The following is a 19,057-nucleotide window of genomic DNA, read 5'->3' as shown; positions in this document are numbered from 1 at the left end:
CAGAACTCTAGCCGCCGTGACGCAGCTCACCGGAAAAGGGTGACAGGGTGTTGTCGCGGACGGCTGCGAGGGTCGGTGTCATGACGATCACAGACGAGGACTGCCTCGCCGAGACCCTGGCCTTCAACGAGCAGTTCGAGGCCACTGCCGCAAGCCGCCCGACCCGCGGACAGACGCCGGACGCGACCGTGCTGGCGCTGCTGCGGCGCAACCGGCTGGGCGGCCGCACCCCACCGGTGCGACTGCCGCAGGGCCGGGACCGGGTCATCGCGGACGGGGTCGGGGTACGGGTGTTCGTCCCGGACCAGGTCGACGGCGTATATCTGCACCTGCACGGGGGCGGCTGGGCGTTCGGCTCCGCGGGCGGGCAGGACGAGAGGCTGTGGCGGCTTGCCGTGCAGGCGCGGCTGGCGGTGGTGAGCGTGGAGTACCGCCTGGCTCCGGAGCACCCGTTCCCCGCCGGGCCCGACGACTGCGAAGCGGCTGCCCGGTGGCTGGTGGAGCACGCTGCAGCCGAGTTCGGCACCGGGCGGCTGCTGATCGGCGGCGAATCGGCCGGCGCCCATCTGAGCGTCGTCACCCTGCTGCGCCTGCGCGACCGGCACCGCATCACCGGCGCGTTCCGGGCGGCCCAGCTGCTCTTCGGCCCGTACGACCTGTCGATGACGCCGAGCCAGCGGTTGTTCGGCTCGAAACGGCTGCTCAGCAACACCGAATCGCTGCAAGGCAGTTATGAGTTGTTCACCCCGGGGATGGGGGCGGAGGAGCGCCGCGACCCGGAAATCTCGCCGCTCTTCGCCGACCTGACCGGTCTGCCGCCCGCCCGGATCGTCGTGGGCACCGAGGATCCGCTGCTGGACGACTCGCTGTTTCTGGCCCAGCGGTGGCAGGCGGCGGGTGCGCCCGTCGAACTCGGCGTCGTCGCCGGTGCGATGCACGGATTCACCCTGTTCCCGCTGACCGTCACCGAGCGGGAACAGGCACGTGAGCGGGAGTTCCTCGGCGCGGCGGGACGGTAGCGTCGGCCCCATGAACCGCACTGCCCGGCTCTATGCGCTGGTGGAAGAGTTGCGCGCGGCGGCGCCGCGGCCGCTGACGGTCGCCGTACTCGCCACGCGGTTCGAGGCCAGCACCCGCACGGTGCAGCGTGATCTGCAGGCGCTGATGGAGTCCGGTGTCCCGGTGCGCACCATGCCCGGGCGGGGCGGGGGCTGGACGATCGACCCGGCGACGACGCTGCCTCCGATGCACTTCACCGCCGACGAGGCAGCGGCGTTGGCCGCCGCGCTGGCCGCGGCCGACGCCGGCGTCCCCTATGCCGGGGCGGCCCGGACGGCGTACCAGAAGATCGTGGCCTCGATGACCGGTCCCGGCTCGGCGGCGGCCCGGGAACTCGCCGCCCGGATCGTCGCGCTGCCGGCGCGGACCGATCCCGCGGTCCGCGCCGCCGTGGAACAGGCCCTCACCGAGGCAACGGTGCTGCGCCTGTCCTACGTCGACGCGGCCGGGTGCGAGAGCGAGCGAGAGGTGGAACCGGCCGGACTGCTCACCGCCGAAGGCCGCTGGTACCTCATCGCCTGGTGCCGCACCCGGCGGGCCGGCCGGGGCTTCCGGCTGGACCGGATCGCAGCAGCGGCCACCACCGGTGAGCAGGCACGCTCCCATGACCTGGCCGACCTGCTGCACGGCTCGGCCGCCGCCGACGCGGTCCCGCCCGCCGCTCTTGCTTCCCTGTCCGGGCGGTCGGTCGGCTCCGACCGCCGGTACAGGTAGCCGAAGCAGATCCCGGCGGCGACGAAACCCGGCGCCGGCACGAACGGCATCCACGGCGTCCGGAAGGTGCGCGGCAGTTCCGGACGCCGGTAGCGCAGCTCGATCACCGCCGAGCACACCACCACGAACGCCAACAGGATGCCGAGGTTGGTCGGTTCGGCCGCCTCATCACGGTGAGCATGCCGAACCGGCTGCACTGGTACTCGAAGCGTCACGGAGCGGCTGCGTAACTCAGGTCCTGCGCCGTCACGGACTCCGGTCGCAGCCGCAGCCACACCGTCCCACGGCGCGCCGGATCGTCGTACAGATATCCCGTGAAGCGCTCGTCCCACCGGGTCTCGTCCGCTCCGAGGTGGCGGACGAGCTCGCGGCGGCCCCGCGCGATGTCGAACGGCACCAACTCGGCGTTCCCACGGGCGATCACCTGCCGGACCAGCCCTGTCGCCACGTCGCACTCGTCCACCACGAGCGCCACCGCCGGATCGGCCGTGACCCGGCCGTACAGCCGCGTCCACGGCCCGGGTGAGTGGTCACCGCGCCATCATCGAGCGACCGTATGCGCGTGTACACCGACCGGCGACCTGGGTCCAAGGCCCCCGTCGAGGACCGGCCGTGCCTCCCGGCTACCGTACCGACATGGTGATGCGAACCCAGGACCTCGATCACGAACTGATCCAGGCCGCGGCCGAAGTCGCCCGCACCCGCTGCCGGGGCGACAACCACACCATGGCCGCGGCTGCCCGTGCCCGGGACGGGCGGATCGTCACCGCGGTGAACGCCTACCACTTCACCGGAGGCCCCTGCGCGGAGCTGGTCGTCATCGGTGCGGCGGCCACGCAGGGCGTCTACGAGCTGGACACGATCGTCGCGGTGGGCGATCGCGACCGCGGGGTCGTTTCTCCGTGCGGCCGATGCAGGCAGGTGCTGCTCGACTACTTCCCCGCCCTGAAGGTCATCGTCGGCCAGGGCGACCGCCTGCGCGCCGTCCCCGTCACCGAGCTGCTGCCGGAGAGCTACGTCTGGGCCGACCACCAGCTCGAAACCGACTCCGCAGGTCCATCGGCCAGGTGTGGTGCACCGGGTGCGTGAACGTCTTGGTGGCGCCGGCGCCGTTCCAGTACGCGGCCGTCCGCCGGGTTCGTTCAGCGCCGGACCGACGTCCTCACCCGCAAGCCGTGAGCCTCACGGCACCACCGTCACCGGCCACCGGCCCGCCTTCACCAGCCGTACGGCCACCGACCCGACGATCCGGTGCCCGGCCTGCTCGGAGGCACCGACCACCACCGCGTCCGCCTTCAGCTCGTCCGCGGCCCTGACCAGGCCGCTGTAGGGGTCGCCGCGGAAGGTGTGGAACTCCCAGCGGACCTCGTATATCCCCTTGAGCCGCTCCGTGGCGTCCCGGATGTAGGTCTTGAGGTCCTCGGCGATCTCGTCCGTCGTCTCGGCGACCGGCGCGCCCATGGCCGCGCCCGCGGCCATCACCGGCTGCACATAGACCACGGCGAGCAGCGCGTGCTGGCGCCTGGCCAGGCCACCGGCATATGCCGCGGCGCGCATCGAGGAGTCCGAGCCGTCCACCCCGACCACGATGACCTTGGGCCCGTCCGTGCCCCGCTCGAACTGGTGCGAGTGCTGTTCCGTCACGGCTGTGAGGCTATCGGAAGCCGCAGGTCCCGCCGCCGTGCGGGGGTTCTCGACGGGCGAGGCGGCCGAGCCCTTCCTACAGTCGGAACCATGAGTGCCACAGCGGAGGCCTCCCCGCCCAAGGACCCCCCGGGCCCGATACGGCCGTCCGGCAGCGGTCCGATGCGCAAGGCGCCCGAGGCCTTCGCGGCCTTCTTCGGCGCCCTCGGCCTGCTGTGCGGCCTGCTGGCCCTCATCCCTCCGCTGCGCACCCTGCTGCGCCCGGTGGTCCGCTTCCTCGACGTGATCATCATCCCGGTCAGTGCCAATCTCGCCTACGCCGTCTTCCTCTTCCTGCTCGCCGCCGCGACCGCCGCCCGCAAGAAGATCGCCTGGTGGCTGGTGGTCCTCTACCTCGGTCTGCTGGTCCTGGACGACATCCTCGGTGTGGCGCTGGGCCTGTACTACGAGTCGGTCCCGTCCCTCGTCGTCTGCGGCCTCGCACTGACCGTGCTGATCGTCGCCCGCAAGGAGTTCTACGCCGCCTCCCGCCGCGCCGCCTTCCGCCGGGCCCTGGTGGTGCTGCTGGCCGGGATCGCCGCCGGCATCCTCGTCGGCTGGGGCCTGGTCGCTCTCTTCCCCGGCACCCTGCCCGAGAGCCAACACCTGCTGTGGGCCGCCAACCGCGTCTGCGGCGGCCTGGTCTCCGGCAGTTCCTTCGACGGCCGCCCACCCCGTGCCCTGTTCTTCCTGCTCGGCCTGTTCGGCGCGCTCGCACTGCTCAACGCCGCCGCCACCCTGTTCCGTTCGCAACGCCTAGAAGGCGCCCTGCACGGCGACGAGGAGCCCCGCATCCGCGCCCTGCTCAAGGCCTACGGCGAGCAGGACTCCCTCGGCTACTTCGCCACCCGCCGCGACAAGGCCGTCGTCTTCTCGCCCAGCGGCAAGGCCGCCGTCACCTACCGCGTCGAAGCCGGCGTGTGCCTCGCCAGCGGCGACCCCGTCGGCGACCGGGAGGCCTGGCCGCACGCCATCGCCGCCTGGCTGGACGTCGCCCGCCGGTACGCCTGGGCGCCCGCCGCCATGGGCGCCTCCGAGGACGGCGCCAAGGCCTTCGCCCGCGCCGGCCTCGGTGCGCTCCAACTCGGCGACGAGGCGATCCTGCACGTCCCCGACTTCGACCTCGACGGCCGCGACATGCGCGTCACCCGGCAGGCCGTGCACCGGGTGCGCCGCACCGGCGCCCACTGCCGCATCCGCCGCCACGAGAGCCTCACCGACGAGGAGATGGAGGAGGTGATCGACAAGGCGGACGCCTGGCGCGACACCGAGACCGAGCGCGGCTTCTCCATGGCCCTGGACCGCCTGGGCGACCCGGCCGACGGCGACTGCCTCCTCGTGGAAGCCCTCAGCGAGGACGGCCGTCTCCTCGCGCTGCTCTCCTTCGTGCCCTGGGGCAGCGACGGCGTCTCCCTGGACCTGATGCGCCGTGACCGCAGCGCCCCCAACGGCGTCATGGAGTTCATGGTCGCCGAACTGTGCGAGGCGGCACCGAAGCTGGGGATCCGCAGGATCTCGCTGAACTTCGCGGTCTTCCGTTCGGCCTTCGAGGAGGGCGCCCGCATCGGCGCCGGACCGGTGCTGCGCCTGTGGCGCCGCCTGCTGCTCTTCTTCTCCAGGTGGTGGCAGCTGGAGGCGCTGTACCGCTCCAACGCCAAGTACCAGCCGGAGTGGTATCCGCGTTTCATCTGCTACGGCGACGCAGGCTCCCTCGCCCGTATCGGGCTGGCCTCCGGCATCGCCGAAGGTTTCGTTTCGGTACCGTCCTTGCGCAAACTCTGGGGAAAGGGGCACCCGAAGGGCGCGTCCAGGCCCGCGACCACCGAGGGCCTGCCGTCGCTGTCGGCGCTCGGCCTCGGCGGAGGGGGCGAGGCCGGGCCCGACGATCCCCATGCCGGTCTGCCCGAACAGGTCCGCATCCGGCACCGCACCCTCGACCGGCTGCGCGCCGACGGCATCGACCCCTACCCGGTCGGCATCCCGCAGCGCACCCACGCCCTCGCCGACGTCCGCGAGGGCGAGCAGGTCACCGTCGCGGGCCGCATCATGCTGGTGCGCGACTTCGGCGGCATCGTCTTCGTCACCCTGCGCGACTGGTCGGGCGACCGCCAACTGGCCCTCACCCGCGCGGACTCCGGGCCTGCCCTGGACCGCTTCACCGCCGACTCCGACATCGGCGACCACATCACCGCCACCGGCCGGGCCGGTGTGAGCGACAAGGGCGAACCGACCGTCTTCGTCACCTCCTGGCAGCTGATCGGCAAGTGCCTGCGCCCGCTGCCCGACAAACGCCGTGGCCTCGCCGACCCCGAGGCCAAGGTCCGCATGCGCTACCTCGACCTGGTCTCCAGCCCCGACGCCCGCCAGGTGATCCGCGCCCGCTCCACCGCCGTGCAGGCCCTGCGCCAGGGCCTGTTGGAGCGCGGCTACCTGGAGGTCGAGACGCCGATGCTGCAGCAGATCCACGGCGGCGCCAACGCCCGCCCCTTCACCACCCACATCAACGCCTACGACCTCGACCTCTACCTGCGCATCGCGCCCGAGCTGTACCTGAAACGGCTGTGCGTCGGCGGCCTGGAGAAGGTCTTCGAGATGGGCCGCACCTTCCGCAACGAGGGCGTCTCCTACAAGCACAACCCGGAGTTCACGATGCTGGAGGCCTACCAGGCCTTCGCGGACTACGACGTGATGCTCGACCTCACCCGGGAACTGATCCAGGGCGCGGCCAGTGCCGCGTTCGGTGCGCCGATCGCCCGAAAGGACGGCAAGGAGTACGACATCTCGGGCGCATGGCCGGTCAAGACGGTGCACGGCGCGATCTCGGAGGCGCTGGGGGAGGAGGTAGACGCGGACACGGAGCTGCCGGTGCTGCACCGGCTGTGCGACCGCGCCGGCGTGCCGTACACGCCGGACGACGGCCGCGGCGAGGTCGTACTCGAAATGTACGAACGCCTGGTGGAGGAGAAGACCCGGCTGCCCACCTTCTACAAGGACTTCCCGACCGACGTCTCCCCGCTGACCCGCCAGCACCGCACCGACCCACGGCTGGCCGAGCGCTGGGACCTGGTCGCCTTCGGCACCGAACTGGGCACCGCCTACTCGGAGTTGACCGACCCGGTCGAACAGCGCCGCCGCCTCACCGCCCAGTCCCTGCTCGCCGCCGGAGGAGACCCCGAGGCGATGGAACTGGACGAGGACTTCCTCGACGCCCTCGAATACGCCATGCCGCCCACCGGCGGCCTGGGCATCGGCGTCGACCGGCTGGTCATGTTCCTCACCGGCCTGACGATCCGTGAGACGCTGCCGTTCCCACTGGTGCGCCGCCGCTGACCGCTCAGGGCCGCGGCAGCAGCAGCCGCAGGTCGTCTCCCCAGGAGTCGAGGACCTCACCGTGCCCGGCGGCCCGCGCGGCCCCGCGAGGTCGCCGAACAGGGCGCGCTGGGTGTGCGGATCGCCGTCGGCCAGGATGGGCGCAGTACCGGCAGCAGCCGCCCGGCGCTCCACCGGTCGTCGCCGAGGGGCCGCCGCTGGAGCTCCCACCGCAGGTACTTGTTGTACGGCCGTACCCGCCGGTGCAGGGCGAAGAGGATCTCCAGCGCGTAGGGCACGCTCTCGGCGGCATCCAGGTGCCCCATCGCGTCGTGGCCGTCGCGGTAGCTCTTCAGGGAGCGGTAGGTCTGGTTGACGTAGGCATCCAGGTAGCCGGCCGTGGCGGTGCGCGCCTCGTCGGGGTGCAGGGTCCGCTTGCGGTCGAGGACGGCGGCGATCCCGCCGCCCAGCCGGTCGAGGAGCACCCGGGCGTGGACGTACGAGTACCGGCTGAAGGCGGCCGGGTCGCCGGGCAGTCCGCGCCGGCGGAACTCGGCGAGCGTGATGACCACCAGGTCCACATGGACCGAGCGGAACCGGTCGAGCTCGCTGAGCGGCGAGGCGTCGCGGTCGCGCAGCACGACGTGCAGGTCGTGGTCGGAGTGGACGGTCGGCATCCCGTCGTGCACCTGGGAGCCGCTGAGGACCAGACCGAGGACTGCGGGGTCGGCGGTGGCCCGGGCGACGAAGGCCGCCAAGGTGGCCTCGGGGGTGTCGCCGGAGGCAGGAGGAAGCGCAGGCGTGTCGATGATCTCTCCGAGCGGAAACGGGGACGGCCGACAGCCGACGGCCGCGGATTCGAGGACGGACCGGTTCGCTTCTGCGGCATCCGGGACGCCGCGCGGGAGATCACTGCACGGATCCGACGGTAGCCGCAACGTGCGCACGGAGGAAAGCGAATTCGCCGCGCGGGCCGTCGCCTACCCCGCCCGCCGAAGACACGCCCGGCAGCTTGGGCCGGGCGTGTGTTTTCCTGCCGCCGCTGCGGTGTCGTGAGGGGCCGTCGGTCCTGGTTCGGGCGACTGATGAGTCATGAAGAAGGATCAGTTGCTCACGAGGCGCCGGGCGTTGATCGCGGGTGCCGCCGCTCTGGGCGCGGCCGGTGCCGCCGGGGTGCTCGCGTCGGGCGGGGGCGACGAGACGGCTCGGCCCGTCGCTCCCGCGCCCGGCCCCGATCCCACCCCCCAAGGGAGCCATGCGCTCGAGCCGTCCGACTACCGCCTCCAGCCGCTGACCGGATACGAGCAGGTGCGCGCGGCACCCCGCAGTACGCGGGTACGGCACCAGCCGTTCCTGCGCGTGCACGGACGCGGCCGCACCATGGTGCTGACCTTCGACGACGGGCCCGACCCCCGCTACACCCCGCACATCCTGGACACCCTCGCCAAGTACGACGTCCGCGCCATGTTCTTCGTGTGCGGGGAGATGGCTGTCGACAACCAGGACCTGCTGGCCCGCATGGCCGACGACGGCCACATCGTCGGTAACCACACCTGGACCCATCCCCTGCTGACCAGTCTGAAGCGGTCCGAGATCCGCTCCGAGATGGAACGCACCAGTGACGTCATCGAGGACGCCTACGGCGAGCGGCCCCTGTGGTTCCGCGCACCCTACGGCGCCTGGAACCGTGCGACCTTCCAACTCGGCGCCCAACTGGGCATGGAACCCCTGGCCTGGACGGTCGACACCCTCGACTGGACCACCCCCGGCACCCGCACCATCGTCGACCGGGTCGAGGACGGCGCAGCCTCCGGCGTCGTGGTGCTCTCACACGACGCCGGGGGCAATCGCTCCCAGAGCGTCCGGGCCCTGCGCCGCTATCTGCCGCACCTGTTGGAATCCGGCTACCACATCACCGTCCCGAGACGGCGGTACGCATAGCCGGATTCCGCCCGCCCGCCGGGCCGGGGCACGCTCAGCGGACCTCGACCAGGCGGGCGAAGACGACGACGTTCCCGTCGTAACCGTGCTTCTTGGAGAAACCGCCGCCACAGGTGATGACCCGCAGTTCTGCGGCGCCCTTGGAGGCGTAGACGCGGTCGCCCGGGAAGTTGTTCTTCTCGAAGACCTCGATGCCGTAGATCTCGAACACGGCCGTCTTTCCGTCCTTGCGGGCGATCTCGACGCGATTTCCCTTCTTCAGCGCCCCGAGGTTGTAGAACACCGCGGGGCCCTGTTTGTTGTCGACGTGGCCGACCACCACGGCGGTGCCCTTCTCGCCGGGGGTGACGGCACCGGTGAACCAGCCGGCCAGGTTCGGGTCCTCGGGGGGCGGTGCGCCGACCCAGCCGTCCGCGGCCAGGCCGACCGGCAACACCGGTGCGTCGACCCGGATCGTGGGGATCCTGACCCGGTCGGGCGGGGAGGCCGGCAGCGGCTGCACGGCGCCCGCGGCGACGACGGCTGGGGCGTGGGTGTCCGCCGCCGCCGCAGTGGCGGGCTGCGGCGGACCCACGTCGAACTCCCCGGAACCGTTCCGAATGAGGGCGATGCCGGTCAGCAGCACAAGCGCTATGACACCCCAGGGGGCGCGCTTCTTCCGTCGCTCCTCCTCTTCGGCCAGTTCGGCCAGTTCGGACGCAGACATTCGTTTCCCCTCTCGACGAGGCAGTCGCCGCGTCAATCGCGCATGACGCAAAGCTAAATGGCCTGTGCGAAACCGGCGACGGGGCGGATGCGAACGGGTGGCACGCCCGAGGCCGGTGCGCCATCCGAGTTGCCGCGGGCAGGAAATTTCTGACGGTCCGTGACCTGCGGATTTATCTGATTATCTGCTTATGGCTCGGCGTGTCCTCTCACCAGGACGGACCATCCCCGAAATGCGGGCGCGTGCACAGCATCTGACTGTCTTTCTGGGAGGCGCTTTCTCGCCGACTTCGCCGGGGACGGGACCCGGGGCGCCTTCCGCGGAGGATCACATGAGTAGTCATCGTGCCCTGGCGGTCTCGGCTGCCGCGGTTGCCGTTCTCGGCCTCGCCGCGCCGGCGGCCGTCGCGCGGGACGGCATGAACTTCAACCCGAGCAACATCGTCGCACTGCCCAGTGTCATCGCCCGTGGCGGGCAGTTGACCATCACGGTCGACGGCTGCCCGGGCGGAGCCACTGCGACCTCGGACGCGTTTCCGAGCACGCAACTGATGACGGTCGCAGGCAGCAACACGGCGCGGGGCACCGCGACGGTGAACCGGGACGCGAGAAACGGTACGCACCCCATCACCGTCACCTGCGGCGGCAAGTCCCTGACCAATCCCGCCGCCTTCACCGTCATCGGCGGTGTCCAGGGCGGGTTCGGCGGCGGCAGCTCCACCGGGGCGACGCCGACCGACGTGGCCATCGGCGGCGGGCTCGTGGCCGCGGCCGTCCTCGCCGGCGGAGCGTTCTGGCTGCGCCGCAGGTCCGAGAAGCGGATCTGACCCTTCCCCTTCGGAGAGCAGACCGCACATCGACTCCGGAAAGCGGATCGCACGTCAAGTCCGTGAAGAAGGCCGCACGTTGAAGGGCCCTCGCCCCGATTCCCCCACAGGAGCCGGGGCGATGGCCCTTTGTCAGGCACCTTCCTCGCCGGTGCGGCGGCGCGAGAGGTGGTACGCCGCGCCGACCGAGCCCGTGATGAGGGCGAGACCCGTGCCGATCTCCCTGAGGTCGAACCCGGCGATGCTGCCGCCCACACCGGCGTGCACACCCCGGTGGGGGTGGGCCGGAACCGGTACGGGGTCGACCGGCACCGGGCTCGGGTGGTGCGGGCGGCCGCCCACGATGGTCAGTTCCGTGGATCCGCTCGCACCGTCGCAGGAGAACGTCACCTGATACACCGCACCCGGCTTCGCGTCCCGGTCCACCACCGCCGTCGCCCAGGACCGTCCCACCGGAATGACAACCGTGTCGAACACCACCGACGTGACCCTCGCAGGCCCCTTGCACTCGCCGTCCCGGTTCACATGCAGCCTGACCTCGCTGCCCGGCGCGGCGGTGGACGGCAGCACGCTGAACCCGAACGGTGTGATGTGGTGCCCGTCGTCCCGTGCGACGGCGGCGGGTGCGGAGAGGGCGAGGGAGCTGATGCCCAGCAGAGCGGCCGAAGCAATGCGTATCGCGCGCATGGTGGTTCCTCCGGTCCCCGAGGAGCAGTTGCGGATCCGTTCCGCTGTGGGGCTTGAATGCACCTCGATAACCGAAACGCTAGGAATGGGTGTCCGATCGCGCGATCGCTGTAGGGCGAATGGGGCAAACACATGGGCCACCCGGGGGGCAGCGGCGGCGTGGCGCGCTCTCCCCGGGTGGCCCGTCGTGTGACGGCCTGCCGGTCAGCCCCTGATATGCGGGAAGAGGTTGAGGAAGGGCGCCGCGGACGCCGTGATGCCCCGGGTGTAGGGCGCGTCGAAGTCCCAGATGAGGAAGAGCAGGAACGCGATCAGCGCGGAGAACAGTCCCGCCAGGACCAGTTCGCGCGTGGTGCGCCGGATCTGAAGCGCGAAGACCATGCCGATGGTGATCACCGCCCCGGCGACCAGCCCGAACCACACCACGCCCGGCATGGTCGCCCCCATGGAGTCGGCCCGGGCACTGCGGGCCTGGTCCGCCGCGGTGACCTGGTCGAGCAGCGGCTGGTAGGCCTGGGCCTCGAAGTCGGACTTCGGCTGGTAGTCGGTGACGTCCCGGCGGATGCGCCCGAAGAGCTCGTCGCCGCGCGGGGTGACATGCCCGTCCTTGTCCATCACCTTCCACTCGGTGTTCACGACGTGTCCGACATAGGCGTTGACATCGTCCCGAATGCGGTCACGGATCTCGGTCGGATAGACCCGTACCCGCTCGGAGATCTCGTGCAGCGCGACCGCCTCCGACTGCACATGGTCCTGGGCGGCGCTGCGCCCCTCCCACACCCCGGCGATGGCCAGGCCCAGGACGATGGCGTACACCACCCCGATCCACATCGTCATGTACTCGATGACGTCCGGGGTCTCGCTGGGGTCCTCGTCCGCGGGCGCGGCCCGGTGCCGTACGAAAGTGATGATGATCACCACGGCGCAGGCGGCCAGCATCGCGAGGGTGAGAACAAGCCATTCCGACAAGAGATTCCTCCAGGAATCAGCGCGGCCGCAGCGCGGCGACGGCGATCACGGCGGGAACCGTGATGAGCAGGACAGAGGTGACGGGTGAGGGGCCGCCGCGCGGCGACCGTTTGGGCGCCGGTGCCCGGTAGCGCGGATAGGTCACCGGTGCCAGGACCGGACGGGGGGAGGGCCTGGCCGACGGCCTCGGGGGGCCGGGGGCAGGGGGTGGCGCGGCCGGGGGAGTGATACGCGGCAGCGGTGCCGCGGGCTTCGGAGCAGGCGGCGAAGGCAACGGCGGTGCCGGCTTCGGCGGCGGCTTGGGTGCAGGGGCGGGTGGAGGAGGCGGCGGCTTCGGTGCGGGCGGCGCGGGCCTGGGCGCCGGAGGCGGCGGAGGCGGAGGTGGCGGAGGAGGCGTCGGCGTGGGTACAGGGCAGACGGGCGGAGTCGGCCAGGCGAGGTCCCCGGCAACCGCCACGGCCTGAATGCCGTCCGGCCCCACCGAGGCATACGCACAGGCATCGGCCGTGGCAATGCCGGCCGGCGCCCCCACCAGAAACCAGCTCAGAGACACCACGCAGGCCACCCGCGCCCCATAGGGGCGCGGGGCTGTACCGATTTTCGGCTCCGCCGCGGGGCGCGACCAGCCAAGACGGCGCCGCAGACAAAGGGCGACCGATCGCCCCCTCTCCCACGGAGCGGCACGTACCAACGCCCGTACGGCGAAGGCGGTTTGAGTCGATTCGGGTCCATACACGCCGAAGATCATGAGCCCTTGCGCGCCGGGGCGCGCCGTATCGCGCCCTGATTGGCTCGAACGGGGGACGAGCCCCGCACGGCGGTTTGATCGCCATGCACCCCGGCGCGCAAAAGGGTGCACGTACGTGCGAACCGCCGCCCCGGTGTCACAGGTTCAAAAAAGAAATTTGTGAGGCGGTTGAACACAACCGCGGGTCCCGTTCGTACCCATGCTCGTGCGGCGACGCAGCAGGGCGCTGCAACACCTTTGCGATAATGGGGAGTTGACGATGAAGACCTCCTGGCGGAGCGCCTCACTCGTGGCAAGCGCCGCGGCCGTACTGGCGCTGACGACGGCGTGCGGTCAGGAAAGCGGCACGTCGTCGGTGGGCAGCCAGAACGTGGGCGCCACCGCCCCGGCGGGCGGTTACGGCAGCGTCGGCGCGGCCGGTGCCGGTGCGAGTGCCAGCCCCAGCAATGGCTACGGTGCCGACGGCCAGAACTCCGCGGCCCAGTCCTCGGCCGCGGGCAAGCTTGCCGTCAGCCAGAACGCCGAGCTCGGCAAGGTGCTGACGGACGGCAACGGCATGACCCTGTACCGCTTCGACGAGGACACCGCCGAGCCGCCCAAGTCCAACTGCGCCGGCGACTGCGCCAAGGCCTGGCCGCCGGTCGCCGCGAACGACGCCGCGGCCGGCGCCGGCATCGACAAGGCTCTGCTCGGCGAGGTCACCCGGGCCGACGGCACCAAGCAGCTGACCATCGGCGGCTGGCCGGCGTACCGCTATGCGAAGGACACCAAGGCCGGGGACATCGCCGGTCAGGGTGTCGGCGGCAAGTGGTTCGCGCTGGCCCCCGACGGCAAGAAGGCCACCCTGGCGAGCCTGCCCGGCCTGTCCGTGCGCAAGGACCCCAAGCTCGGTGACATCGTCGTCGACAAGAACGGCATGACGGTCTACCGCTTCCTGAAGGACGTGGCCTGGCCGAAGCCGATCTCCAACTGCACCGGTTCCTGCCTGGAGAAGTGGCCGGCGGTCGGGATCGTCTCGAAGGACGACACCAAGGGCATCGAGAAGAAGGGCCTGATGGGCTTCACCCGGCCCGACGGCGTCAAGCAGATGACCGTCGACTGCTGGCCCGCGTACACGTTCTCCGGCGACACCAAGCCCGGGGACATCAACGGTCAGGGCGTGGGCGGCACCTGGTACGCCATGGCGCCCGACGGAAAGCCGGTCGGCGCGCCGAAGAAGTAGCCATCACCTCCCCAGGGTTGATTGCACCGGACAGCGCGTTCGGCCCCCGTCCGCCCCCTCCGCACCGCACGGAGGGGGCGGACCCTTTGGCGTTTTGCCGCCGGGGTCCGGGCGGCCCCGCGACGGAGCCGCTGATGTCACGGCCCCCGAAAGGCGCAGCTTCGGGCGAATGCGGCAAGTGCCGCAGGCAGTGACCGGGAACGGACGGTCAATTTCCGTTTGGGCTCGCCCCGTTGGCAAGCGATCAGTAGCCTCAGCTCGAACACCGGATCGCCTACGCCTTGGAGAGATAGATGGAGCGTCCCGCCTGGGCCCCCCGGAGCATCGACATCTCGGTGCCCAGTGTCTCGCGGATCTACGACTACTACCTGGGCGGTTCGCACAACTTCGAGGTCGACCGGGAGGCGGCCCGCAAGGCGATGCAGTTCATGCCGGGACTCCCGAAGATCATGCAGGCGAACCGGGCGTTCATGCGGCGCGCGGTGCGCTTCGCGGTCGGCGAGGGCATCGACCAGTTCCTGGACATCGGCTCCGGCATCCCCACCTTCGGCAACGTCCACGAGGTGGCACAGTCGGCCGACCCCGGCGCGCACGTGGTCTACGTCGACCACGACCCGGTGGCCGTCGCGCACAGCCAGGCGGTCCTCGCGGGCAACGACGGCACGGGAGTCGTCGCCGCCGACCTCCGCAAGCCCCAGGAGATCCTCGCAAGCCCCGAAGTGGAGCGCCTGATCGACCTGAACCGGCCAGTGGCGCTGCTTCTCGTTGCCATACTGCACTTCGTGGAAGACGCGGACGACCCTTACGAGGCGGTGGCTCAGTTGCGCGAAGCGCTCGCGCCGGGCAGCCTACTCGTCCTCACGCACGCCTCGTACGAGGGCATCCCGCTGCCGGCGGAGCGGGCCGAGGGCGCGGTGGGCGTGTACAAGGACATTCGCAATCCGCTGATCATGCGCTCGCGCGACGAGATCGCGCGGTTCTTCGAGGGGTACGACATGGTGGAACCGGGACTGGTGGCGCCGCCGCTGTGGCGGCCGCAGGAGGCGCCGGAGGACGAGGATCCGTATGCCTTCTCCGGGTTCGCCGGCGTGGGGCGTACGGCGTGACCGCGGAGCCGGACGGGCAGCCGGACAGACTGCGCAGGTTCGCGACGATCTGGAGCCGGGCGGTGTTCCCGGTGACCTCGACATCGCTGACCAGGGCGGAGTTCGAGGAGCAACTCCTGCCGCTGGCCCGTCGGTTGAGCCGGGCGCTGCACACCCGCACCCTCGACGCGGAAGCGGGCCGGGCGGTCGGTGCCGCCCTGGTCGCCGCGCACTGCACCGACCCGGACGCGCTGAGCCGCACCCTGGACTGTGTGGACGCCTACCTGGTGCTCTACTGCGGCGAGGACGGCGACCAGGAGGAACTGCGGGCGCGTTCCTCGCGGTTGCAGCACGCCATGGCCGCCGGGTTCGCCGAGGCGCTGCGTGAGCGGACACTGGCCGAGCAGGAGGCGATCTCAGCGGCCGCCCTCGAGGCGCAGGGCGTCGTCGCGCAGGCCCTGCACGACACCGAGGCCCGCTTCCGCGCGGTGTTCGAGGGCGCGGCCATAGGAATCGGCATCGCCGACCTGGAGGGCCACATCCTCCAGGTCAACGGCGCGCTGCTGCGCATGTTCGGCATCACGGACGCGATGGCCTACGGCCGCAGGGTCCAGGAGTGGACACACCCCGAGGACGCGCCGCAGACCTGGAAGCTCTACGACGAGCTCGTCCGCGGCGAGCGCGAGCACTACCACGTCGAAAAGGCCTTCTACCGCCCTGACGGAACGGTCCTGTGGACCAACCTGACGGTCTCCCTGCTGCGCGACGCGGACGGCAACCCGCAGTACCAGCTCGCCCTCATGGAGGACACCACCGAGCGGCGGCTGCTCAACCTGCGGCTGCGCTACGAGGCCACGCACGATGCGCTCACCGGCCTGCCCAACCGCACCTTCTTCTTCGAACGCCTGGAGAAGGCGCTGGGCGCCGGCCGGGGCCAGCGCTACGGCCTGTGCTACCTCGACCTGGACGGCTTCAAGACCATCAACGACAGCCTCGGTCACGCGGCCGGCGACCGGCTGCTCGTCGAGGTCGCCGACCGGCTGCAGGGGTGCGCGACCGCACCCGGCGAGATGGTCGCCCGGCTCGGCGGCGACGAGTTCGTGGCGCTGACCACCGGCACCGACACCGAGCGCGAGGTCGACGAGCTAGCCGCCCGCATCATGAACGCCCTCATCGCCCCGATCAGCATCGACGGCCGGGACCTGACCGTGCGCGGCTCCATCGGCATCGTCGAGGGCCCGGCGGGCGAGCGCAGCCCGGCGGAGGTGCTGCGCAGCGCCGACATCACCATGTACCGGGCCAAGTCGGCGGGCGGCAACCGCTTCGAGCTCGCCGACGAGGAGGCCGACGCCCGCGCCATCACCCGGCACGGCCTGACCACCGCGCTGCCGGCGGCCCTGGACCGGGGCGAGTTCTTCATCGAGTACCAGCCGCTGGTCCACCTCGGCGACGGCAGTGTGCGCGGCGCCGAGGCCCTGGTGCGCTGGCTGCACCCGCAGCACGGCATCCTCGGCCCGGACCGCTTCATCCCGCTCGCCGAGCACACGGGCCTGATCGTGCCGCTCGGCCGCTGGGTCCTGGAACAGTCCGTCCGCCAGGCCCGCGAATGGCGAGAACGTTACGACGATGCGGGCCCCCTGCGCATCAACGTCAACCTCTCGCCGTGCCAGCTCACCCATCCCGGCCTGGTCCAGGACACCATCGACATCCTGGAACGCACGGGCGTCGACCCGGACGCGCTCTGCCTGGAGGTCACCGAGTCGGCGCTGATCGGCGCCGACGACGATCTCCTCAAGCCGCTGCGCCGGCTCGCCGAGATGGGAGTCGACATCGCCCTCGACGACTTCGGCACGGGCTACTCGAATCTGGCGAACCTGCGCCGCCTTCCGGTCAGCATCCTCAAGTTGGACCGCTCCTTCACCCAGAGCATGCAGCAGTTCCCGGCCGACCCCGTGGACCTCAAGATCGTCGAGGGGATCGTTTCGCTCGCCCACAGCCTCGACCTCGCGGTCACGGTGGAGGGCGTGGAAACCGGCGCCCAGGCCGAGCAGCTCCGGATACTGGGCTGCGACACGGCCCAGGGCTGGTACTACGCCCGCCCGGGCCCACCGGACCGGCTGCACGAGCTGGCGCTGGTGGACGCGACGGGCTGAGTCCCGCCCCGGTCCTACGGCAGCGGCAGTGAGCGCAGGGAACCATGGGTACGGGCCATGACGACGACATGGCCCGTACCCCCGCCCGGTGCGCAGACCACGGGGTGTTCGCCGCCTCTGGTCTGCGAGTACGCCGCGGACATGCGGGGCGCGGCGGTTCCGGTCCCCTGCGGACCGGCGTGCAGGTCGATCGATATCAGGCGGCTCCGTGTGGCGTGGTCGTACTCGGGCGTGAAGGTCACGAACCGTCCGCCGGCCAGGGCGCCCTCCCACGTGCTTGTGGAGTAGCTCCACAACTTGCGTCCGTGGACGAGGTCATAGGCGTTCCAGTCGCCGGCGCCCGGATCCTCCGCGCTGGTCTCGAACAGCATCAGGACACCGTCGGCCGAGATCAGTCCCCGGGCCGGGAGCCGGCCGCTGTCCCGGGCGGTCGGCAGCGGCTCGAGTGTGCCCGGCGCCAGGCGCCGCACCGGGGGAAAGGCGTCCCCGGCGGACAACGGGCTGCCCGTGCACACCAAGTAACGCCCACCGGACAGGAGTTCGGGACAGTCGGTGCCCTGGGGGCTGGTCGCCAGGGCGGCTCCGGAGGCGGCGGAGCGAGCCGTGACCCGGGTGCCGTCGGTGACGTAGACCCGGCCGCCGAAGGCCGCGATGCCCGCCGTCGGGTCGGCGTCCACGGCGTGGTGCCACAGGGCCGTGCCGTCGGACGCGCGGAACGCGGTCAGGACGACATCGCCGCGCGTCCGGGACGACGCGTCGAGGGCATAGACGGTCCCGCTCGCCGCGCGGATGCCGAAATAAGCGCGGTCCGCGGCCAGTCGGTGGGTCCAGGCCACCTTGCCGGTGCGCAGGTTCGCCGTGCGCAGCACACGGTCCACGCCGGTCACGGCCCGTTCGTCGGCCGCGTCGACGAGGAGGTTGTCGCTGCGGCCCCTGCCGGGGGAGGGGACCGTCCAGGTGACCGCGCCGGTGGCCCGGGACCGGCCCACGATCCCGCCCGAGCCGGTGCCGCACACGACCTGATGGGCCGTCGCGGCACAGGTTCCCGCGGCCTCCTGCGCGGAGACGGACGCCGCCCATGCGCGCCACGGACCCGACACCGACACCGGCGTGCGCGGGACCGCGTCCGTGATGGCCGCCCCCGACGACTCGTCGGACGACGTGCTTCCCCCCTTCGCGCACCCCGAGAGCACCAGCCCGCACAGGACCGCACTCACCACGGCCCCCCGCCGCATCCATCGCATCTTCAGCCCCCCGTCCCGGAAACCCCCATGCTAGGCGGACCCACTGACAGTCGGCCTCACGCTTGCGTGAGCTCACCGCTCCAACAGCCACCCGTAGCCCGGCGGCCGCGGAACCCGGTTGCGGACGCGCCGGGTTCGGGCGCGAGGATGCGTGGGTGAACGATGAAACCGACGCAGTGAACCAGGCGATCGCGGGCGAACTGCGCCTGTTGGACCCCGCCGTCCGCTCCTCCGCCGACGGCGCCCGCCTGATCGACCCCGAGTTCGTGGAGGTCGGCGCCTCGGGCCGGCGCTACACCTACGAGGAGACGATCGCCGGGCTGCCCGACAAGCCCGGCAGTTCCGCCGACGGCCCGCGCTACGAGCCGTCGGACATCAAGGGGGTCCTGCTCGCCCCGGGCCTGGTCCACCTCACCTTCGAAACCGTCTTCGACGGCCGACGGGCCCGCCGCAGTTCCCTGTGGCGCAAACGGGACGAGGAGACGGGCTGGCGCATGTACTACCACCAGGGCACGCCGGTGCCGCCAGATTCTCCGCGGGGAGAGTGACAGATGCCGGCCCCCACCAACCCCCCGACTTCACTGATCTGTCCCAGCAGATCCGCACTTCCTGGACGTCCTCCGCCGCCACCGGCGATCCGGGCTGGCCCCGCTTCACGTCCGACCACCCCACCACCCGAACCTGGCAGACGCCCCACCGACGGCCCCTACC

The 19,057-nt window shown here is 71.3% G+C and carries 18 protein-coding genes and 1 pseudogene; 10 read left to right on the top strand and 9 right to left on the bottom strand.

Annotated elements, in window-relative coordinates; translation table 11 throughout:
• Positions 1–80 precede the first annotated feature (80 nt).
• Both AB0N07_RS23250 and AB0N07_RS23245 read left to right on the top strand, forming a co-directional pair.
• Positions 81–1,019 (top strand): alpha/beta hydrolase, encoded by a 939-nt coding sequence (locus AB0N07_RS23250; RefSeq protein WP_365837964.1) that lies wholly within the window; start codon positions 81–83, stop codon positions 1,017–1,019.
• Positions 1,020–1,029: 10 nt separating this feature from the next.
• The gene (locus AB0N07_RS23245) at positions 1,030–1,773 is read left to right on the top strand and encodes a WYL domain-containing protein (protein WP_365837962.1); all 744 of its coding nucleotides are present in this window, start codon (positions 1,030–1,032) and stop codon (positions 1,771–1,773) included.
• A gap of 26 nt (positions 1,774–1,799) precedes the next feature.
• Here the strand turns inward: AB0N07_RS23245 and AB0N07_RS23240 are convergent.
• Positions 1,800–1,940: pseudogene (locus AB0N07_RS23240) on the bottom strand (amino acid permease); the annotation flags it as partial.
• 44 nt (positions 1,941–1,984) lie between these two features.
• Positions 1,985–2,248 (bottom strand): hypothetical protein, encoded by a 264-nt coding sequence (locus AB0N07_RS23235; RefSeq protein ID WP_365837960.1) that lies wholly within the window; start codon positions 2,246–2,248, stop codon positions 1,985–1,987.
• 161 nt (positions 2,249–2,409) lie between these two features.
• Between AB0N07_RS23235 and AB0N07_RS23230 the strand changes: the two genes are divergently transcribed.
• Entirely contained in the window at positions 2,410–2,862 is a 453-nt protein-coding gene (locus AB0N07_RS23230) for a cytidine deaminase (RefSeq protein ID WP_365837958.1), read from the top strand.
• A 93-nt stretch (positions 2,863–2,955) separates the two neighbouring features.
• On the opposite strand, the gene AB0N07_RS23225 is transcribed toward AB0N07_RS23230, so the two are convergent.
• Positions 2,956–3,417, bottom strand: coding sequence for a universal stress protein (locus tag AB0N07_RS23225; RefSeq protein ID WP_365837956.1), 462 nt, complete (start codon positions 3,415–3,417; stop codon positions 2,956–2,958).
• A gap of 90 nt (positions 3,418–3,507) precedes the next feature.
• Here AB0N07_RS23225 and lysX point away from each other — a divergent pair, with 90 nt between their 5' ends.
• On the top strand, positions 3,508–6,786 hold the full coding sequence (gene lysX / locus AB0N07_RS23220) for a bifunctional lysylphosphatidylglycerol synthetase/lysine--tRNA ligase LysX (protein ID WP_365837954.1): 3,279 nt from the start codon (positions 3,508–3,510) through the stop codon (positions 6,784–6,786).
• Between the two features lie 56 nt (positions 6,787–6,842).
• Here the strand turns inward: lysX and AB0N07_RS23215 are convergent, their stop codons facing one another.
• Positions 6,843–7,712 carry a hypothetical protein gene (locus AB0N07_RS23215; protein ID WP_365837952.1) on the bottom strand — a complete coding sequence of 290 codons (870 nt, stop codon included), beginning with the start codon at positions 7,710–7,712 and terminating at the stop codon, positions 6,843–6,845.
• 145 nt (positions 7,713–7,857) lie between these two features.
• On the opposite strand from AB0N07_RS23215, the gene AB0N07_RS23210 reads away from it, so the two are divergent.
• The gene (locus AB0N07_RS23210) at positions 7,858–8,706 is read left to right on the top strand and encodes a polysaccharide deacetylase family protein (RefSeq protein WP_365837950.1); all 849 of its coding nucleotides are present in this window, start codon (positions 7,858–7,860) and stop codon (positions 8,704–8,706) included.
• Positions 8,707–8,740: 34 nt separating this feature from the next.
• On the opposite strand, the gene AB0N07_RS23205 is transcribed toward AB0N07_RS23210, so the two are convergent.
• Positions 8,741–9,412 (bottom strand): class F sortase, encoded by a 672-nt coding sequence (locus AB0N07_RS23205; protein ID WP_365837948.1) that lies wholly within the window; start codon positions 9,410–9,412, stop codon positions 8,741–8,743.
• A 331-nt stretch (positions 9,413–9,743) separates the two neighbouring features.
• Here AB0N07_RS23205 and AB0N07_RS23200 point away from each other — a divergent pair, with 331 nt between their 5' ends.
• On the top strand, positions 9,744–10,238 hold the full coding sequence (locus AB0N07_RS23200; protein ID WP_365837946.1) for a hypothetical protein: 495 nt from the start codon (positions 9,744–9,746) through the stop codon (positions 10,236–10,238).
• 132 nt (positions 10,239–10,370) lie between these two features.
• On the opposite strand, the gene AB0N07_RS23195 is transcribed toward AB0N07_RS23200, so the two are convergent.
• From AB0N07_RS23195 to AB0N07_RS23185, 3 genes are all read right to left on the bottom strand, one after another.
• A complete protein-coding gene (locus AB0N07_RS23195; RefSeq protein WP_365837944.1) occupies positions 10,371–10,925 on the bottom strand; it encodes a hypothetical protein in 555 nt (184 codons plus the stop codon).
• Between the two features lie 204 nt (positions 10,926–11,129).
• The gene (locus tag AB0N07_RS23190; protein WP_365837942.1) at positions 11,130–11,894 is read right to left on the bottom strand and encodes a hypothetical protein; all 765 of its coding nucleotides are present in this window, start codon (positions 11,892–11,894) and stop codon (positions 11,130–11,132) included.
• Between the two features lie 16 nt (positions 11,895–11,910).
• A complete protein-coding gene (locus AB0N07_RS23185; RefSeq protein WP_365837940.1) occupies positions 11,911–12,039 on the bottom strand; it encodes a hypothetical protein in 129 nt (42 codons plus the stop codon).
• 862 nt (positions 12,040–12,901) lie between these two features.
• Here AB0N07_RS23185 and AB0N07_RS23180 point away from each other — a divergent pair.
• From AB0N07_RS23180 to AB0N07_RS23170, 3 genes are all read left to right on the top strand, one after another.
• Positions 12,902–13,864 (top strand): SCO0930 family lipoprotein, encoded by a 963-nt coding sequence (locus tag AB0N07_RS23180; protein WP_365837938.1) that lies wholly within the window; start codon positions 12,902–12,904, stop codon positions 13,862–13,864.
• 293 nt (positions 13,865–14,157) lie between these two features.
• Positions 14,158–14,970, top strand: coding sequence for an SAM-dependent methyltransferase (locus AB0N07_RS23175; protein WP_365837936.1), 813 nt, complete (start codon positions 14,158–14,160; stop codon positions 14,968–14,970).
• A complete protein-coding gene (locus tag AB0N07_RS23170; RefSeq protein ID WP_365837934.1) occupies positions 14,967–17,102 on the top strand; it encodes an EAL domain-containing protein in 2,136 nt (711 codons plus the stop codon). The genes AB0N07_RS23175 and AB0N07_RS23170 overlap by 4 nt, the downstream gene beginning before the upstream one ends.
• Before the next feature lie 14 nt (positions 17,103–17,116).
• Here the strand turns inward: AB0N07_RS23170 and AB0N07_RS23165 are convergent, their stop codons facing one another.
• Positions 17,117–18,337 carry a PQQ-binding-like beta-propeller repeat protein gene (locus AB0N07_RS23165; RefSeq protein WP_365837933.1) on the bottom strand — a complete coding sequence of 407 codons (1,221 nt, stop codon included), beginning with the start codon at positions 18,335–18,337 and terminating at the stop codon, positions 17,117–17,119.
• A 164-nt stretch (positions 18,338–18,501) separates the two neighbouring features.
• Between AB0N07_RS23165 and AB0N07_RS23160 the strand changes: the two genes are divergently transcribed.
• The gene (locus AB0N07_RS23160; RefSeq protein WP_365837931.1) at positions 18,502–18,894 is read left to right on the top strand and encodes a DUF4440 domain-containing protein; all 393 of its coding nucleotides are present in this window, start codon (positions 18,502–18,504) and stop codon (positions 18,892–18,894) included.
• The last annotated feature ends 163 nt before the right edge of the window (positions 18,895–19,057 follow it).

The organism is Streptomyces sp. NPDC051172 (assembly GCF_040682555.1).
GTDB lineage: Bacteria > Actinomycetota > Actinomycetes > Streptomycetales > Streptomycetaceae > Streptomyces.
The sequence above is the reverse complement of the archived record's forward strand: the minus strand, read 5'-3'. Positions and strand labels throughout refer to the sequence as shown.

What these genes read in the sequence shown, in the direction of transcription:
- AB0N07_RS23250 (WP_365837964.1), top strand. Translation starts at nt 81, where the DNA reads ATGACGATCACAGACGAGGACTGCCTCGCCGAGACCCTGGCCTTCAAC.
- AB0N07_RS23245 (WP_365837962.1), top strand. Translation starts at nt 1,030, where the DNA reads ATGAACCGCACTGCCCGGCTCTATGCGCTGGTGGAAGAGTTGCGCGCG.
- AB0N07_RS23230 (WP_365837958.1), top strand. Translation starts at nt 2,410, where the DNA reads ATGGTGATGCGAACCCAGGACCTCGATCACGAACTGATCCAGGCCGCG.
- lysX (WP_365837954.1), top strand. Translation starts at nt 3,508, where the DNA reads ATGAGTGCCACAGCGGAGGCCTCCCCGCCCAAGGACCCCCCGGGCCCG.
- AB0N07_RS23210 (WP_365837950.1), top strand. Translation starts at nt 7,858, where the DNA reads ATGAAGAAGGATCAGTTGCTCACGAGGCGCCGGGCGTTGATCGCGGGT.
- AB0N07_RS23205 (WP_365837948.1), bottom strand. Translation starts at nt 9,412, where the DNA reads ATGTCTGCGTCCGAACTGGCCGAACTGGCCGAAGAGGAGGAGCGACGG.
- AB0N07_RS23200 (WP_365837946.1), top strand. Translation starts at nt 9,744, where the DNA reads ATGAGTAGTCATCGTGCCCTGGCGGTCTCGGCTGCCGCGGTTGCCGTT.
- AB0N07_RS23195 (WP_365837944.1), bottom strand. Translation starts at nt 10,925, where the DNA reads ATGCGCGCGATACGCATTGCTTCGGCCGCTCTGCTGGGCATCAGCTCC.
- AB0N07_RS23180 (WP_365837938.1), top strand. Translation starts at nt 12,902, where the DNA reads ATGAAGACCTCCTGGCGGAGCGCCTCACTCGTGGCAAGCGCCGCGGCC.
- AB0N07_RS23175 (WP_365837936.1), top strand. Translation starts at nt 14,158, where the DNA reads ATGGAGCGTCCCGCCTGGGCCCCCCGGAGCATCGACATCTCGGTGCCC.
- AB0N07_RS23165 (WP_365837933.1), bottom strand. Translation starts at nt 18,337, where the DNA reads ATGCGGCGGGGGGCCGTGGTGAGTGCGGTCCTGTGCGGGCTGGTGCTC.